Below are 14,854 nucleotides of genomic sequence, written 5' to 3'. Positions count from 1 at the left end.
GCGTATCGCTCTCGCTGAGAGGTTCTGGCAGGCTTCGACACCCGCCTCGATACGCCGCCTTCAACACACCGTCGTCACCCAATCTCCCGCATAGCTCGTGAACCAGCGTGCCACAGCCTGCACGACCGGACCCAGCACCTGCGCCAGGTCTGTCTGGCTGCATCCCACCAGTGGCCATCCCCAGATGGAAGATCAGCTGGCCGTGCGGGCGCCCGCAGCCTTCGCACCGGCCCTTGGCGCGGCCGAAGCGGATCACCGCCGAGAGCTGTGGCCAGTCGATCGGGTAGAAGAAACGGTACTCGCGCCGGATCGGCATGGCAGGGCATCGAGGCCAATGGCTACGCTTCTGCGTAGGCGAGCAACGCCATCCGAGTCCAATCGGCACAGCACCGAGGCAGCGCAGCATGAGGCGAGCCGTTCGCATCCCCGATCGGTCGGAGATCACCGCCGACACGCCGCTGTCGCTCGACGTGGCTGCCCGCATTGCGTTCCCAGACGGCTCGATGTCGGGACTGGCCCTGCGCAATGCTGCAACGCGCGGCGACCTGGGGCACGCGAAGCTCGGCGGACGCGTCTACACGACCCTGGCCGACATCGAGCGCATGGTGGCGGCCTGCTGGGTCAGGGCAGAGCCTCGGCGATCCGGCCGGAGGCGCACGTCGGCTGAAAACGTCGAGGTCAAAGAAGAGGCTGGTGCAGCAACGGCGAGGGCTCTGCAGATTGCAGAGAACCTGAGGCAGACGCTCCCAAGAAAGAGGTCGAGGTGACGAAGCCTGAGACCTGCCCCGGCTGACATCCGTAGGGCGGCACAGCCCGCGGAAAGCGCTCCTTGATACGTGCGCAGCCCCAGTCGCGCAGGGACTCAGGCAGCCTTCGGTTCACTTCGATCCCGACCTCATCATAGGGTGAGGCTCCGGCAGTGACGTAATGGTACCAGCGCCAGCCGACCGTACCGGCTGCGGCGACAATGATGCCAAAGGCGACAGAGGCGACCAAGGCCGTCCTTGACTGCGGGCGTTGCGCTCGGTCTGCCACGTCAGAAACTCCATCAAATTCGACTAGCAGGCCTATGCTGCGGCCCAGGCCAGAACCAGCACGCCGCTGAGGAACATGGCATAGGTCGCAAGCAACGCGGAAATCTCACGGTGCTTGGACACGACGGCACGGGAGACGGACAGCATGGCGGCGGACCAATCACGAGGTGACCGGATCAGGCTGATAGCCAAACCTTGGCGGTTTTGGAGAAGACGGCGCCCCACCTTACAAGAATGGAGGAGGTGTTGCGGTCCAGTGACTCGTCTGCACGGCGGAACCTAACGAGCGCCAAAGGCATCCGTGAGTTCGAATCCCTCACCGTCAATCGAACCCACGGATTGACCGACGAAGAGGCTTTGAAGCCGACAAATCCGGGTATCAGCTACGTGTCGGGCGACCCCGGCACTGAGCCAATGATCGGCAGTTTATGGAGGGCTCGGCCCATTCGGTCGTGCTGGCGACCGGGTAGCTGGCTAAGGACGCCAGCGCCTATCTCTACACAGGGCCCAGCACGCGCATCAGCCCGGTGATCACGGCGCCGGGTGAGCGGCCTCACGCGTGATCCGAGATCACTTCAGCCCAATCACGACGTTAGCCCGCGCGATGCTGGAGGAGGTGGTGCGGGCGCCGTGCGTGGAGCGCGAGCTTATGGCACGATGATCGTCGGTCTGCGAAGGCCCGCCTTCGACCCCTTGCGGACTGTTGTCGCAGTCGCTTCGGACGCCGGCTACGGAGGAGGAAGCGGAGCTGTGAACGTCAGCCACGTCATCAACAGGTCGTAGCCGATTAGCGGCCTTGCCGGTTAAAATTGGAAAGAACTAACAGTCGCAGAACATAACTAGGAGTTTGCCACTGATGTGGCTTTCTTCCCAAAACTCCCGCCACGTGGAACTGCGTTCAGCAGCCAATGCAGATGCTCCCACTGACGGCCTTCATCTTGCGATCCCAACGGCGTTCGCGGGCCTCCGCCAAGCGCTGAGAAATTTCACCCCGCGCCTTCATATCGGTGATCCGCTTGGCTTCAAACCGATCAGCCTCGACCTTTGATGCGAGCAGTTCCGCGCGAGCCCTGCAGCTGATTGTCAAAGATACCGATACAAGGCATGCAACAACCAAGGACGTCGCTCGCACTGGCTTTCGGAACATACTGATCGCCTTTTAAGGAACCCGAAACCCAAGAAAGATCAAAGCGGAAGACGACCTTGGATCACAATCTCGACCGCTGAAATGCCGATCGGGTCAGCTAGTACGACCTCGACAGATCGGCCTCTGGGCAGGGAAATCCGTGCGCTGCCAGCTTCGAAAGCTCGCATCAAATGCGCGGTGTCCCCCTCAATTTGTCCGTCAGCAGAATAAAATTCTCGGTCGAGATAGCTATCGATCTCATAGCTGACGATGCCGAGGTTGATCTGACCATTCCCGATCGTCAAGTTCCCTCGTCCACGTATCGTACCGAGATATTTGAGCAGTTGACGCTTGCCGAAGCTGGTCATTACATCCGATTTCACAATTGCGCAAAAGCGCGACTACCGTAGCGATGGACAGGATTGACCCCGCATCAAATTAAAGGCCGCTCTTTCGCCGCCTGAAGTTCATCGGCCGAGGCGAGAAAACGGGATGAAAGACAGCGCATTGCCTCCACGCGACGGCTAGCTTCTACATGCTTCCCGTCGTCAAGCACCGACAAGGCTTCCATGAACGTAGCGTCAGCTGCCTCGTTATCTAAGCGCTCAGCGAGCCGCCGTAACGATTGAGGACCTGTATAGCAGGATTTTGCATCATTTTTTATCGTAAGAACTACATCTGCGATAGCTGGGTCGATTTCCATGTGTCGGTGATGCGCGTAAACCGAAACGATTGATTGGCTCTTTCCAAACCAGTAGTACTCTAGGCCGGTTAGCCTCGGGAGTGTCATGATCCGCTCCATGTCTTCGGGATTTTTTTTCAGTATGCGCCTGACAGCAAGTCAATCATATAATAGATAGCACCGCACATGTAGCGTTACGGTTTTATGCCGAATTTCCGGCCGAGTTCTTCTTCGATAGCCAGATCATGGTACCGAGCTGAACTGAAGGCTTCCGGTTGATTTGATTTAGGCTTAGCTATCTCCTCTCGCCTCCCTCTGTCGCAGCCCGAATTCACTTTGTTTTGATTTGCTGGCTTAACCGTTCTGGCGAAACCCAGGAGATTGAACAAAGTCATGCCCACAGGTCATTCCTTGAATTCTAGCGTTTGACTTTCTACTAAACTAAGTGGTGATGAAAAAAACACTTTCAAGGGGCCACAAAATATTATCACAAAAATTATTGATTTTTTGTATCGTGATTTAGGACGCATTCGGACGGCAATGGTGGCATGATATGCAGATATCAGCCAATGGATTATTTATCCTGTAACTTTTAACGGCTGATTTAGGGATTTAAAATTTATCATATTATGATTGAGAGACTATTAGCTGATTCAACTCCCGTTTCAAAGTCGCTCCTCTGCATTTGAATTTTTATTATAGAGATTGATCACAAGCCCGTGTCATTCATACATGGTCATTGTCCATATTCGAAGTTACGGCGAAATAGTGTCATGCATTGTCGGTCAACAGAAGGCTATTTAATCGTAACAATGACAAGCATGTCATATGGGGGGGTGCACGATCGGATGCGGGAACGGAAGATTTGTCGGAACGTTATTTATTTGTGGTAACGGCATTCGAATGATCTTTGTTATCTTGCACCGATCGAATTCGAAAAAACATCTAATAGAAGGTCTGCGGTTATGCCCACAATGCTACGGTTCGGACGCAAAATGCGACTTCCTTCAACGATTGAGATAAAGCACGGTCTCACGATGATGGCTACGGCGGATGCTCTTGCTGCCGCGTTGAAGGGTCAGGAATGTAGCGCAAGTGATTTTGCTGAAATAATGAAAGAGCTGGATATCAAATACCACGTTTCACGAGACAGAGCGAACATGCTTCTCAGTCGCTTCGGTCCAGGCCGGTCTGAGGTGATGGAGGCCGCAAAAAGCCTTAATGAGCGGAAAATTCAGTATGATTTTCGGAATACTCGGCCCAAGGATTTTGCCTAGCGGCCTCAAGCTCCCGAAGGAGTGTACGTCGATTGGCGACACCACTCTTCATCCAGGCAGCAGGGCAGCTGCGCGGTCTGCTTACCTGAGACGACAGGATCCGCGCTCTGCGTGAGCGAGGCATAGACGCGCCGGTGTTGGAGGTGATGCGTCCTGACCTCCCTGTGGTTAGGTGTGGTAGCGGGCGGCCAGTTTTGGCGGCTCTAGTCGAAGGCCCGGAGCTAGCGCGATCCTGCTGTCCCACATCTGCCTATTGAACCGCCGCTTCCCACCCAAAGCGGCGGCTTAAGAGCCGTGCAACCCATCTTGGACTCACCTGCGCATCCATTAATCCCATAAAGAAACATATGCGTGCTACAATTGTCTTGCACAATTTTCTCCAAGCATTTATCTGCTGATATACACGAGAAAATACTAATTTTTCATTGGCGAGACTATGACTCTGTCTCCGGCCCTGTACGAAGATGTGTTTCGGAACCCGTGTCCATTGTGCGGGACTGTGCATATACAGACCGGCAGGTGGTTTGCAATAGTCGCAAAATATCAATGCCTTAATTGTGATGTGACCGTGCGTCTCACCTATCCGAGGAAGATTGAGATCTTTGCATTGCATCAGACTGTCAAAGACAATCCCAAGAAATGAATTCATTCCAATCTACCAATGATTTATTCGCGAAGCTTTTCCAATTGCTTGAATATTTTGTCGCATATTTGGAATGGTGGCCAGCAACCCGCTAGGAGCCGTCCTCCATCTTGCGGGGCTGAACCGCCGCTATCCACCCTTTGCGGAGATTGACCCGGCGATCGAGCGGACCCGGCCCTTCATCGGCGATTGGTGGCGAACTGGCAAACTCTGGAGCGGCGGGCCAGCGCCGAGTTGACGACATCGTGTCCTGTTGCTGGCGCAGCGGGGATGGACCGATTGCTTGCAGCGGCTCACTGATGCCGCACGCGCAGTCAGTCCCGCGTGCACCTTCTCCAGCCCCGCCCGGTCCGCCGGTGCGGGGTTTTTCGTCTCATGCTGCGCATGGATCACCCGGAATGCTTCAACGGTTGATTGCTCTCTCGACCCACCCTCGGAGGACACCATGACCGAACGCAAGCATGGCAGCGACATGCCGGATACCGACAAGAACGCGACCACCGAGCGCGTCCAGGTCGGCGACTCGTCGGTGCCGGAGAAGGGTACGCCCACGGACATCGCACGCGAGACTGAGGACGTGCTTGAGCGGTCCGACGAGGGGCGCGACAAGGAGGCTATCGACACCGAGCGGACCGGCAACGCGTAGCTCATCGCTCTCTCAAGCCCCGCCCGGCTCAGCCGCGGCGGGGTTTTTATGGTTTGCTCAAAGACTATGGTGGTGATGCACGCGTCTAGCAGGGAGCGGAACAAGCCGGAATGTGCCTTGCCATTGCGCATCACTCCTGCTGGCTTTGCTCCGACTTGGTCCGGCTCAGCGCGATGAGCGCACCGAACGCGCCGCCCGCCGATCCGAGAACGCCTGCAAGCGCGACGGCAAGAGGAGGGAGTGGCGCCAGCTGTTGCGGCCACAGCAGCCAGAGAGTGCCAAGGGCGACGAGCCCACAGCAGACGCCGCTCAGCAGTGCGAGGACGACGCGACGTTTGACAAGTTGTTTGCTCATCCGTCGCATCTAGGGCGCGCCGGAATTTAATCGCGCCCCGGTTGCCATCTTTGCCACTTGGCCGGACATCGGCTCCGCGGTCGAGCAAATCCGCCCCTACAATGGCGACTGGTGGCAGACAGGAGAGCTTCCGTTCGGAAGAGCGGCGCCGAGTTGACGGCATGGTGGGATATCCGACGGACCTTGAACCGCTTGCGCACGGGACGGTTGCCCAATCAGCGGGGCATGGCGGTCCCTCCGAAGACTTGCCCCGCCCGGCTCAGCCGCGGCGGGGTTTTCACATCTGGCGATTAGGAAGCCGACTGGATTGCCGCGGCAAGGAAATAAAATTGCCACAGGGATAGAAATCCCTGTTGGTGTAATAAGTCGATTTGGTGGATTTTGCCGCCTGAGGATTTCCGATGGCGCGCTGGATGCCGGCTCTCACCTGTCCATATCTCAACGAGATGTGGGCGGTTTTGACATTGGATCGAGACGGCACCGCAACGGAGACGGGTGCCGCGGTGATGTCAGATCTTTCCGCGCTGGAAGCTCGAGCTTTGGCCGCAGGAGCGGGTGCCGACTCCCTCGCGGTGTTAGCGATCTTCCGCAAGATGGCCACGACGCAAGCGTCGGCACACTGGCCGCCTCGCATCCGCGGGCACTGAGCAACGTCGCTTACGCGACCCTCTCAACGAGCCACATCCCGCCCGCTGCAATGATCCCTATGCCGGCCAACACCAGCGAAGGCGCGGCCTCGCTCCTCACCGTGACGAGGAGGTAGACAACAGAGCTGGTGGCGAAGGTGAAGGCGAGCGCGGCTGTGTCAGGCTGCCTTCTTCAGGGCGAATTGCCCTGCATTGGGGTGCGAGCCGTGACTCTCACCGGCGTGCGCATCGTCCGGTTCATAGACCTTTATCCCGCCGAGGGCGACGACGAAGAGAAGCGGGCCGACGCCAAGTGCAAGGTTTTCACTCGCGCCCTCGCTAGCGCCACTCGCCCCCCCTCATCGGCAGCGTTGAGTTGCGCGGCTTGGATCATATCTGGCTCAAGCCGGATGCGGTATGAACGGAAACGAATGCAAGCAAGTTCGATTTCACAGACCGATACTTTTCAACCCCAATTCGACAGCGTGGTTTACGCCAGACCCCTTGCGCAAAGCGCAAGAAATGGCAGAAGATGATTTATCTATTGCCTCGCTTCTCTCGGAACTATAGTCTCTTTGTGGGTCGTACCCTGCACAAGAACTGGCATGATAATTATCAGGAAAATGCTCATTTAATTTTCTCTTTAGTATGCCACATGCTAAATCATACTCATCATTAAATTTCGAATTAGAGAAAGTAGACGCGTCGCGATAAGTACCATCTTCAATTTGAGAAATATTTTTCTGATTTCTCTTCGAAGCAATACTCTGGCTTCGAAATTCTTCTATTTTGGCCCGCAGCCAATCAAATATCATAATCACAACCTTTCCATGCTAGGTCAGATAAACACGTTGGAAGCCACAATACGAGTAAAATATTACAATCGTGGCTGTACGGCGAACAAGGATCGCAAAGCTCGAAGGTCGCTCCTCAGGGCCCTTCTCAGCCCTCTCTCCCCATCACAACCGCTCGCTCGATCTATCCGCGTCGTGCGGGGCGTTGCCGAGCCCGCAATATGCTCAGCCTGCCGGACGGGCTATCTTTCCCTAAAAGAAAGGCGCAAGGTCTTCTCATCATCGGAAGGGTGACCTTCAGGCTCCGATGGCTGAGGGCGCATGTTGTCCCCGCCTGAATCGAACAGGCGGACGTCATGACCAATATCATCCAGCTCAGAAACTATGACGGCAGCGCGTCCGCTTACCGCCTCTACGGTGTCGGGAAAAGCGGCCGTGAAGGAGCCGGGCGCACGCTACGTGCGCGGAACGACACCGAGGCGAAGGCGCTCGCCCTGATGCTGCTGGGTGATCATCCGATCGAACTATGGGACCGGAAGCGCTTTATCGCTCGCTACTGGCCCGGAAACCGTCCGATGACGGTCTCGATCGAGGCCCGTCACTGAACGCGCGTGACCTGCCGTCCCGACATTTATGAACGAGGAGCCACGACATGGCCAACGAGAAGAAGCGCGGAAATCGCGAGACGAAGAAACCGAAAAAGACGACTCCGAAGGTTATTGCCGCAGCGCCTTCGATCAAGAATGCAGTCTCAGCGGCGGTGAAATCGGTTAACCGCTAATCGTTTTCTCTCAAAGTCGCTTGCTGTGCGGCCGATCTCGATGGCCTAGGCATGCGGATAGGCTGCTCGGTACTGGACCCCGGCGATCTGCTTTATCATCGTTGCTGAAGGCGGGAGGGGCAACCGTCCGCCTTCATCCGAGTCGAGCAGCCACATTGACGATGTCGAGGAATTGCGGTCATGCTCGCAGCAAGCGGCTGATACGGTCGAATTCCTCGATAGGCTCGACTCATGCGTCTCCCTGTTTGGCCACCTCGCCCTTTGGGCATGCAACGGGTCAATCGGAAGCTTCCTCGGTCGTGACGCGGAAGCCTGTGAGCGTGTTGGCGCCGAAGGTAAGGGTCAACGGGACGTCGGCCGCGTCGCGCCCGTGCGCGATTAGGATGCGGCCTATGCGTGGGCTATTGTTGCGCGGATCGAAGACGTGCCACGCACCTGACAGATAAACTTCCATCCAAGCAGCAAAGTCGCCGGGCGCATGCGGCAGCGGCAGGCCGATATCGCTTACATAGCCGGTGCAGTATCTGGCGGGAATGTTTAAACACCGGCAGAATGTGATCGCTAGGTGTGCGTAATCGCGACAGACGCCGCGCTGCTCCTCGAAGGCTTCGGCGGCGGTCCGGGTCGGCCGCGAATGCTCGTATCCGAAGGCGATTCGGTCATGCACGTAGTCACAGATTGCCTGCACTCGGTGCCAGCCCGAGGGCAAATGTCCGAACAGGTCCCAGGCGGTTTGCGACAGGCGGTCAGTCTCGCAGTAGCGGCTGCCTAGGAGGAACAGCAGGACATCGGATGGCAGGCGTTCGACCGGCGTCTCCTGCGAGTCCTGCACGGCGGGGTCCCACAGGCCGTTGTCGTGCACCACCGTATCTGTGCGGAGCGTGAACCAGCCCGCCGGCGCGATCATTCGATTGCACCAATTGCCGAAGCTGTCGCGGTAGCCTTCTAATGCCACGGAGGGCGAGGTCAGGAGATAGTCCGGCCGTTCGAGATCGGAGAACCGAGAGGAATGAACGTTGAGTAATGCAATGACCGGCGTGGCTTGCGAGAATTCGTAGGTCATCTCGCAACCAACAAAAATGCGCATCTGCTTCTCCGACTGGATAATTCAAGGAACTATTGATGACTGAAAGCATATAGCCTGGAGCAGCAACAAGTTGCGTGAGTACGGCATCCCGCGCGAAACCTCAGGCACGAGGGCGCCGCTCGTCGCGCCATTCCTTCACCGCGCGCCGCCGTGCAACGTAGGTTTCGCGTAGGCGCGTACCAGGCAAACCGCTCGCCTTTGGTTGGAAGCCGTGATGCAACACAGCGTCCGAACCATAAGCGCGGATCATTTCAGCACGCCAAGCGCGGTCCGTAACCGCCAAGGTCGACTCGGTTTCAGTCAGGCGGTTCGGCGTCATGTTCGCTATTCCTGACGAGGCGGGGATAATAAGCGAACGTGCAGGATGACGAGACGATCCGTCCGTCTGCCATCGGCCATCGGCCATCAGAATGGACCGGCGCGTCGAAGTGCGATCGACACCTGGTCGAACCTTTCTCAGACCGCCTGAAGCCGCCGCACTCCCGCGAATCCGATCATCTTCCGGGCCTCCTCGTCCCATAGCGCCAGCCCAAGGCAGCGAAGGCTGTCGCGCAGGCTCAAGCGGCCAATCCGCCCAAGTACCTCGTGTCCGTCAAGGCATTCCTGCAGGCGGTAGTTCGGGATGCGGCTATTAAGGTGGTGGACGTGGTGCAGGCCAACATTGCCGGTGAACCACTGAAGCACCCGCGGCAGGGCATAGTACGAGCTGCCGCCGAGCGCAGCGCGGTGGAAGTCCCATGACTCCGCCTGCTCCCACACGGTCTCCTCGTACTGGTGCTGGACGTAGAACAGCCAGCCGCCGATCCAGGCCGCCACGCTTATCACCGGCAGGAACACCCAAAGCACTAGCCCGATGCTGCCCACGGCGTGCGCCAACACCGCCAGGGCGGCGAGGAGCACTGCATCAAGCGCCAGCACGTCGCGCCAGGCCGTCCGCCATGGGAGTCCGACGCCAGAGGGCAACCGCTGCAGCAGGAGGAAGTTGAGCGGCGAACCGAGCACGATCAGGATGAGCGGGTTGCGGTAGAGGCGATAACGAAGCTGGCCCCAGCGCGGTAAGGCGAGATACTCGCGCACTGTCAGGGTATGGACATCGCCGATGCCGCGGCGGCTCAGGTCGCCGGTTGAAGCGTGATGCAGGGCATGTGCCCGCTTCCAGCTGTCGTAGGGCGTCACTGTCAGCAGACTCAAGATCCGGCCGAGTCCATCGTTCCCACGTCGCGAGGGCAGGAACGAGCCGTGTCCGCAATCATGTTGGATGATGAAGAGCCTGACCAGAAATCCGCCAGCCGGAACGGCCAGCGGAAGGACGAACAGCTCGTAGTCGTTCGCCGCCAGGCCGAGCATGGCAGCGCAGAGGATCAGGTAGGGCAGCAGAGTGTCAGCGATTTGCCGAAAAGCGAGCCGTGGGATCGGCTCGCGAAAGGCTGTGCAGTGCCGGGCAACCTCCCGTGCGAGTTGCGCGATTTCGGCCTGGGATACCTCATCCACGCGTGGACCCGCGGCGGCCTGCTTTGACGGTGCGTCGGTTGCGTTCATCGGCAATCTTGTCCGTCGAGCGTCTCGTTGGATGGGACATGCGGTTGGAGGAGCCGATCGCATGGTGTTACCGGTCCGACGCCGCCGATCCCATCTTCGGGGGACAGACGGCTTCCTATCGACCTTCCGATAGGGAAAGCCCAAGGTAGCGGTGCGCGCACGAGGTAATTGCGCTCTCGTCGGGAATATGTCGGCGGCTGAGCGAACCTCTCCGCCAAGGCCCCGTTCGTTCATGCTAGGCTTGATCGCGTAGCGGTGCTGGTCATCTGGATCAGCGCGTCGAGGAGCCGCATTCGAGTGCGCCGCGCTCTCGTAGCGGAAATGAAGCGCCCCGCGACCGTGATGGTGCGGGGCGTGACAACTAATCGGTAAGAGCGCTTCAGCAATCGTTGCTGTTCTGCCCCTCAATGCGCTGACCGGGCTTGAGCGTGCTTTCGCCCTCTTTAGGTACGCTGGTCGAGCCCTGGTTCAGAGCGCCGACCGTGCCAGGCGACTCACCCTTGGCGCCAGGGGTAACCTTCTCGGTCGAGCCGCCCTGAACGTTGGAACTTGTGTCACCCGTCTTCGGACCTTGGGTGCTGGTCGTCGTACCGGTCGCGCAAGGAGCGGCTATGGCGCTGGCGCCGGTGAGGATCAGGAGCGCCGCGGCACCGGACAGGATTGAGAACTTCGACATTGGGGTTCCTCCCTTTTGTACCGAACGAAGCCGCCTCGGAGACCGAGAGTTCCAATGAACATAACCGTCCTGCCGATCAGCCGCATGCCGATCCGCACTCGGCTTGAGCCAAACGTGATCGCGTCTCCTACATGCAGACGAGACCGTTGAAGTCGTGGCGCTCGAATGAAGGGCTACAGCCCGCTTCGCAACCGATGCAGGCCTTCCGAGCGCCCACTTGGCGTCGGCCGTTTGCGCCGGTTGTCATGACTGCGGCAGCCACCAACTTGCGGACTGATGGTGCAGCGAAGCCACGAACTCTCCGCCTAGCCGTCCCTGCGCCTCCGCATGGCACGGCTCAGTACCCGCGACAGCGCTTCCACGGAATACGGCTTCTGCAGGAGTTCAAAGCCGTGGTCCGCTTCTTCAGCGAGCACGTGGCTGTACCCGCTCGTCAGGACCACCGGCAGGCGCGGATAAAGCCGGGCAATCTCCCGCCCTAGCTCGACCCCGTTCATTCCCGGCATGATCACATCTGAGAATACCACGTCGTGGGCTTCGGGGTCGCGCGCCAACGCGTCGAGCCCAGCCTTGGCGTTGAGAACCCAGTGGGTTTGGTACCCTAACTCGCCCAGCGTCTGGGTCACGAAGGTGCCCACGTCGCGATTGTCCTCGACTACCAGCACGCAAGCCCCGCCACCGTCAGTGACCGGCGCGTCGTCCTCTGGGCGAACGCGGGCGCGGCTCGCCACCGCGCGCGGCAGGTAGAGGGTGAACGTCGTTCCTGTGCCGACCTCGCTCTCGACGATGATCTCGCCGCCGGACTGCTTGGCGAAGCCATAGACTTGGCTTAGCCCCAGCCCCGTTCCCTGGCCCACCTCCTTGGTGGTGAAGAACGGCTCGAAGATCCGCCCGAGTTTGTCCGGCGCGATCCCGCTGCCGGTGTCCTGAATCGACACCCTCACGAACGCCCCCGGGACGGCCGCATGGGCGCGTACGGCCGGCATCCCTTCGGCGGGCTGCACGCTGATGATCAGTTCGCCCTCTCCCTCCATGGCGTCGCGGGCGTTGACCGCCATGTTAACCAGCGCCGTGTCGAACTGGCTCGGGTCGGCGTTGATGAAGCACGGCTCGTCGGAGAGCTGCTGACGCACACTGATGCGCGCGCCCGTCAGCGTGCCAACCATGTCAGCGATAGCCCGCACGCTGACGGCCGCATCGAACACCTCGGGGCGGAGCGCCTGGCGGCGGGCGAAGGCGAGGAGCTGACCCGTGAGCTTGGCCGCCCGGTCGACCGTATCGGAGATCGCTGCGATGTAGCGGACGCGCCGCTCTTCGGCGAGATCAGGGCGCTTGAGCAGGTCGGTCGATGACTTGATAACGGTGAGAAGGTTGTTGAAGTCGTGCGCCACGCCCCCGGTGAGCTGGCCGACCGCTTCCATCTTCTGCGACTGCCGCAGAGCGTCCTCGGCCTGCAGGAGGAGACCTGCCTGTCGCCCTCTCTCGGTGACATCGCGGGCGGAGCAGTAGAGCAGGCCGTCGGAAGGCACCGCTGTCCACGACAGATGCACGTAGTCGCCGTCCTTGGAGCGGAAGCGGTTCTCGAACGCCAGCGTCGCCTGCCCCCCGGCGAGGTGGGCGACCTGCTCGCGCGTCCTGACCTGATCATCCGGGTGTTCCAGCCACTCTGTGGTCCGGCCGATGAACTCATACTCCTCCCAGCCTAGCACCGTGGTCCAGGCCGGATTGACGCTCAGGATCACGCCGTTGCCGTCGGTCACCATGAATAGGTCGCGGCTGACCTCCCAAAGGCCGTTGCGCTCCTGCGTCCGTTGCTGGACCTGCTCGGCCAGGGTCGCGTTCAGGGACTGCAGGGCTGCTTCGGCCCGCCGCCGGTCCGTGACATCGGAAGCGGCCCCGAGCCAGCCGGTGACCGCGCCCGCCGGATCGAGGAGCGGCACTGCCCGCGATAAGGCCCAGCCTACCGTACCGTCGACACGGTTGACCCGGTGTTCGAGGCTGTAGTCGGACTTGGTTCTGATCGCCCGCGCGATCTCCGCCCGGACCGCCACGCGATCCTCGGCCGGGATGTACTCGTCGAGCCAGTTCGCGTTGGCCGCGGTGGTGTCGGGGATGAAGCCGCCACCTGCGAGTTGGTGAAGCTCGCTCCAGTCAGCGCTGGTAGAGAAGCGCACCTCCGAGGATGAGCGGATCAGGGCGTCGAGGCGCTGCTCGCTCTCGCGCAGCCGCGTCTCACTGGCCTGAACGGCGGCGACCTGTTCTTCAAGGCTCGCGTTGAGCCGGGTGAGATCGCGCTCGGCAAGGACCCGGCCCGTCGTTTCCGTGACGACGAGGAAGATGCCGGCGATCCGCCCCTCGTCGTCCCAGAGCGGGCTGTGACAGTGCGTGAAGAAGGCTTCACGCGGCATGCCGTCCCGGTCGGGTGTGTAGCGGGCGTCCTCGACGAGGTAGGGCTTGCCCGCGAGCACCTGGTCGAAGATGGGCGTGAGCTGGTCCCACATCTCCGACCACCACTCACGCGCCGGCCGGCCGAGATTGCCGGGATGCTTGCGGCCGAGGCTGGGTGCGTAGGCGTCGTTGTAGATGGTGACGAGATCCGGTCCCCAGTGCAGCATCATCGGAAAGGCAGAGCCGAGCACGATCCGCACGGCCGACTGCAGCGACAGAGGCCAGCCGCCCAAGGGGCCGAGCGAGGTACCGGACCAATCGATGGCACGCAGCCTCTCGCCGGCCTCGCCGCCACCCGCGAGGCAGGAGTGTTCGGGTGAGGGCCGGACGCTCACGCGCTCAGGGTCTCGCGTGGGGGCTGCATCGTTCTGGGTGTATCACAGTGCGCTTGGAAGTCCCGCTCGCGTTCATCGAGCAGGCGAAGGGCTGCGCGGAATACCTCGCTCAGATTGCTGTAGCGCCCGGAGGCGAGCATGCGCTCGGCGACGGCATGCAACTCGGGGCTGATAGAGACGGAAACGGTGAGACGCGCGGCCATAACTCATGTTATCACCCGCATGAACTGTTAAGACAAGCCTCCTTGGTCTATGCCCCCCAGCAGGCCCTCCCGCTCTGCTTAGGGGCGGAAGGACAGGGCCCGCTTTTCACCCCTTTTGGACCTAATCTCGCTGATTCAGTGACAAGGAGCGGACGAGCGCTCCGGAATGAGCGCCGACGCCGCGCCCATCGGTCAATGAAGTCCGAGTCGCGCTCGTCCGACCTGTTCGGTTATCGTCTCAGCCATGTGCAACCTCTATGCCCTGACCAAGAGCCAGGACGAGATCCGGCGCCTGTTCGCGGTGGCGGTCGATCACACCGGCAACCTGCCGTCGCTGCCCGGCATCTTCCCGAACACGGCCGCGCCGGTTGTCCACGTCGCGGACGGACGACGCATCCTCTCGATGTATCGCTGGGGCATGCCGTCGCCGGCCTTCGCCCTGAAGGGCAAGAAGACCGACCCGGGCGTCACGAATGTGCGCAACACGGCCTCGCCGCACTGGCGCCGCTGGCTCGGCCCGGAGCATCGCTGCCTCGTCCCGCTGACGAGCTTCTCCGAGAACGAGGCGCTGCCCGACGGCTCGCATCCGCCGGTGTGGTTCG

15 protein-coding genes and 1 pseudogene are annotated in these 14,854 nt (G+C 60.2%); 6 read left to right on the top strand and 10 right to left on the bottom strand.

Going from position 1 to position 14,854, the window contains the following annotated elements; all coding sequences use genetic code 11:
* A pseudogene (locus ABS772_RS07250) lies at positions 1–316 on the bottom strand (hypothetical protein); the annotation flags it as partial.
* Positions 317–404: 88 nt separating this feature from the next.
* Here ABS772_RS07250 and ABS772_RS07245 point away from each other — a divergent pair.
* Entirely contained in the window at positions 405–767 is a 363-nt protein-coding gene (locus ABS772_RS07245) for a hypothetical protein (RefSeq protein ID WP_350393332.1), read from the top strand.
* Between the two features lie 1,452 nt (positions 768–2,219).
* On the opposite strand, the gene ABS772_RS07240 is transcribed toward ABS772_RS07245, so the two are convergent.
* Positions 2,220–2,528: a hypothetical protein gene (locus tag ABS772_RS07240; RefSeq protein ID WP_350393330.1), complete on the bottom strand. Its 309-nt coding sequence runs from the start codon at positions 2,526–2,528 to the stop codon at positions 2,220–2,222.
* 65 nt (positions 2,529–2,593) lie between these two features.
* Positions 2,594–2,962 (bottom strand): hypothetical protein, encoded by a 369-nt coding sequence (locus tag ABS772_RS07235; protein WP_350393328.1) that lies wholly within the window; start codon positions 2,960–2,962, stop codon positions 2,594–2,596.
* Positions 2,963–5,207: 2,245 nt separating this feature from the next.
* Here ABS772_RS07235 and ABS772_RS07230 point away from each other — a divergent pair.
* A complete protein-coding gene (locus ABS772_RS07230; protein WP_350393326.1) occupies positions 5,208–5,408 on the top strand; it encodes a hypothetical protein in 201 nt (66 codons plus the stop codon).
* A gap of 130 nt (positions 5,409–5,538) precedes the next feature.
* Here the strand turns inward: ABS772_RS07230 and ABS772_RS07225 are convergent, their stop codons facing one another.
* Entirely contained in the window at positions 5,539–5,763 is a 225-nt protein-coding gene (locus ABS772_RS07225; RefSeq protein ID WP_350393325.1) for a hypothetical protein, read from the bottom strand.
* 401 nt (positions 5,764–6,164) lie between these two features.
* Between ABS772_RS07225 and ABS772_RS07220 the strand changes: the two genes are divergently transcribed.
* Complete coding sequence (locus ABS772_RS07220; RefSeq protein WP_350393323.1) at positions 6,165–6,410, top strand: hypothetical protein; 246 nt, start codon at positions 6,165–6,167, stop codon at positions 6,408–6,410.
* Positions 6,411–6,838: 428 nt separating this feature from the next.
* Here ABS772_RS07220 and ABS772_RS07215 read toward each other — a convergent pair whose 3' ends face one another.
* Positions 6,839–7,204 (bottom strand): hypothetical protein, encoded by a 366-nt coding sequence (locus ABS772_RS07215; protein WP_350393321.1) that lies wholly within the window; start codon positions 7,202–7,204, stop codon positions 6,839–6,841.
* 335 nt (positions 7,205–7,539) lie between these two features.
* On the opposite strand from ABS772_RS07215, the gene ABS772_RS07210 reads away from it, so the two are divergent.
* Positions 7,540–7,788 (top strand): hypothetical protein, encoded by a 249-nt coding sequence (locus ABS772_RS07210; protein WP_350393319.1) that lies wholly within the window; start codon positions 7,540–7,542, stop codon positions 7,786–7,788.
* A 47-nt stretch (positions 7,789–7,835) separates the two neighbouring features.
* Positions 7,836–7,964 (top strand): hypothetical protein, encoded by a 129-nt coding sequence (locus ABS772_RS07205; RefSeq protein ID WP_350393318.1) that lies wholly within the window; start codon positions 7,836–7,838, stop codon positions 7,962–7,964.
* A gap of 277 nt (positions 7,965–8,241) precedes the next feature.
* Here ABS772_RS07205 and ABS772_RS07200 read toward each other — a convergent pair whose 3' ends face one another.
* The 5 genes from ABS772_RS07200 to ABS772_RS07180 all read right to left on the bottom strand — a co-directional run bounded on the left by ABS772_RS07200 (position 8,242) and on the right by ABS772_RS07180 (position 14,252).
* Positions 8,242–9,051 carry a transglutaminase-like domain-containing protein gene (locus tag ABS772_RS07200; protein ID WP_350393316.1) on the bottom strand — a complete coding sequence of 270 codons (810 nt, stop codon included), beginning with the start codon at positions 9,049–9,051 and terminating at the stop codon, positions 8,242–8,244.
* Positions 9,052–9,507: 456 nt separating this feature from the next.
* Positions 9,508–10,590, bottom strand: a complete 1,083-nt coding sequence (locus ABS772_RS07195) for a fatty acid desaturase (protein ID WP_350393314.1) — start codon at positions 10,588–10,590, stop codon at positions 9,508–9,510.
* Between the two features lie 379 nt (positions 10,591–10,969).
* Positions 10,970–11,266: a hypothetical protein gene (locus tag ABS772_RS07190; RefSeq protein WP_350393312.1), complete on the bottom strand. Its 297-nt coding sequence runs from the start codon at positions 11,264–11,266 to the stop codon at positions 10,970–10,972.
* A gap of 305 nt (positions 11,267–11,571) precedes the next feature.
* The gene (locus ABS772_RS07185) at positions 11,572–14,049 is read right to left on the bottom strand and encodes a hybrid sensor histidine kinase/response regulator (protein ID WP_350393311.1); all 2,478 of its coding nucleotides are present in this window, start codon (positions 14,047–14,049) and stop codon (positions 11,572–11,574) included.
* On the bottom strand, positions 14,046–14,252 hold the full coding sequence (locus ABS772_RS07180) for a type II toxin-antitoxin system ParD family antitoxin (protein WP_350393309.1): 207 nt from the start codon (positions 14,250–14,252) through the stop codon (positions 14,046–14,048). Before ABS772_RS07180 ends, ABS772_RS07185 begins: the two co-directional genes overlap by 4 nt.
* Before the next feature lie 244 nt (positions 14,253–14,496).
* Here ABS772_RS07180 and ABS772_RS07175 point away from each other — a divergent pair.
* Positions 14,497–14,854, top strand: a 358-nt coding sequence (locus tag ABS772_RS07175) for an SOS response-associated peptidase family protein (protein ID WP_350393307.1), incomplete at its 3' end; no start/stop codon positions are given.

This window comes from Methylorubrum podarium (genome assembly GCF_040270385.1).
Classification (GTDB): Bacteria; Pseudomonadota; Alphaproteobacteria; order Rhizobiales; family Beijerinckiaceae; genus Methylobacterium; species Methylobacterium podarium.
Note: the sequence above shows the minus strand (reverse complement) of the source record. Positions and strands in the feature narration are given on the sequence as shown.

Bases quoted from the DNA above. Each gene is read 5' to 3' on its own strand.
- ABS772_RS07195 (WP_350393314.1), bottom strand. From the start codon at position 10,590: ATGAACGCAACCGACGCACCGTCAAAGCAGGCCGCCGCGGGTCCACGC.
- ABS772_RS07215 (WP_350393321.1), bottom strand. From the start codon at position 7,204: ATGATATTTGATTGGCTGCGGGCCAAAATAGAAGAATTTCGAAGCCAG.
- ABS772_RS07200 (WP_350393316.1), bottom strand. From the start codon at position 9,051: ATGCGCATTTTTGTTGGTTGCGAGATGACCTACGAATTCTCGCAAGCC.
- ABS772_RS07240 (WP_350393330.1), bottom strand. From the start codon at position 2,528: ATGACCAGCTTCGGCAAGCGTCAACTGCTCAAATATCTCGGTACGATA.
- ABS772_RS07235 (WP_350393328.1), bottom strand. From the start codon at position 2,962: ATGGAGCGGATCATGACACTCCCGAGGCTAACCGGCCTAGAGTACTAC.
- ABS772_RS07245 (WP_350393332.1), top strand. From the start codon at position 405: ATGAGGCGAGCCGTTCGCATCCCCGATCGGTCGGAGATCACCGCCGAC.
- ABS772_RS07190 (WP_350393312.1), bottom strand. From the start codon at position 11,266: ATGTCGAAGTTCTCAATCCTGTCCGGTGCCGCGGCGCTCCTGATCCTC.
- ABS772_RS07205 (WP_350393318.1), top strand. From the start codon at position 7,836: ATGGCCAACGAGAAGAAGCGCGGAAATCGCGAGACGAAGAAACCGAAA.
- ABS772_RS07225 (WP_350393325.1), bottom strand. From the start codon at position 5,763: ATGAGCAAACAACTTGTCAAACGTCGCGTCGTCCTCGCACTGCTGAGC.
- ABS772_RS07230 (WP_350393326.1), top strand. From the start codon at position 5,208: ATGACCGAACGCAAGCATGGCAGCGACATGCCGGATACCGACAAGAAC.
- ABS772_RS07180 (WP_350393309.1), bottom strand. From the start codon at position 14,252: ATGGCCGCGCGTCTCACCGTTTCCGTCTCTATCAGCCCCGAGTTGCAT.
- ABS772_RS07210 (WP_350393319.1), top strand. From the start codon at position 7,540: ATGACCAATATCATCCAGCTCAGAAACTATGACGGCAGCGCGTCCGCT.
- ABS772_RS07220 (WP_350393323.1), top strand. From the start codon at position 6,165: ATGGCGCGCTGGATGCCGGCTCTCACCTGTCCATATCTCAACGAGATG.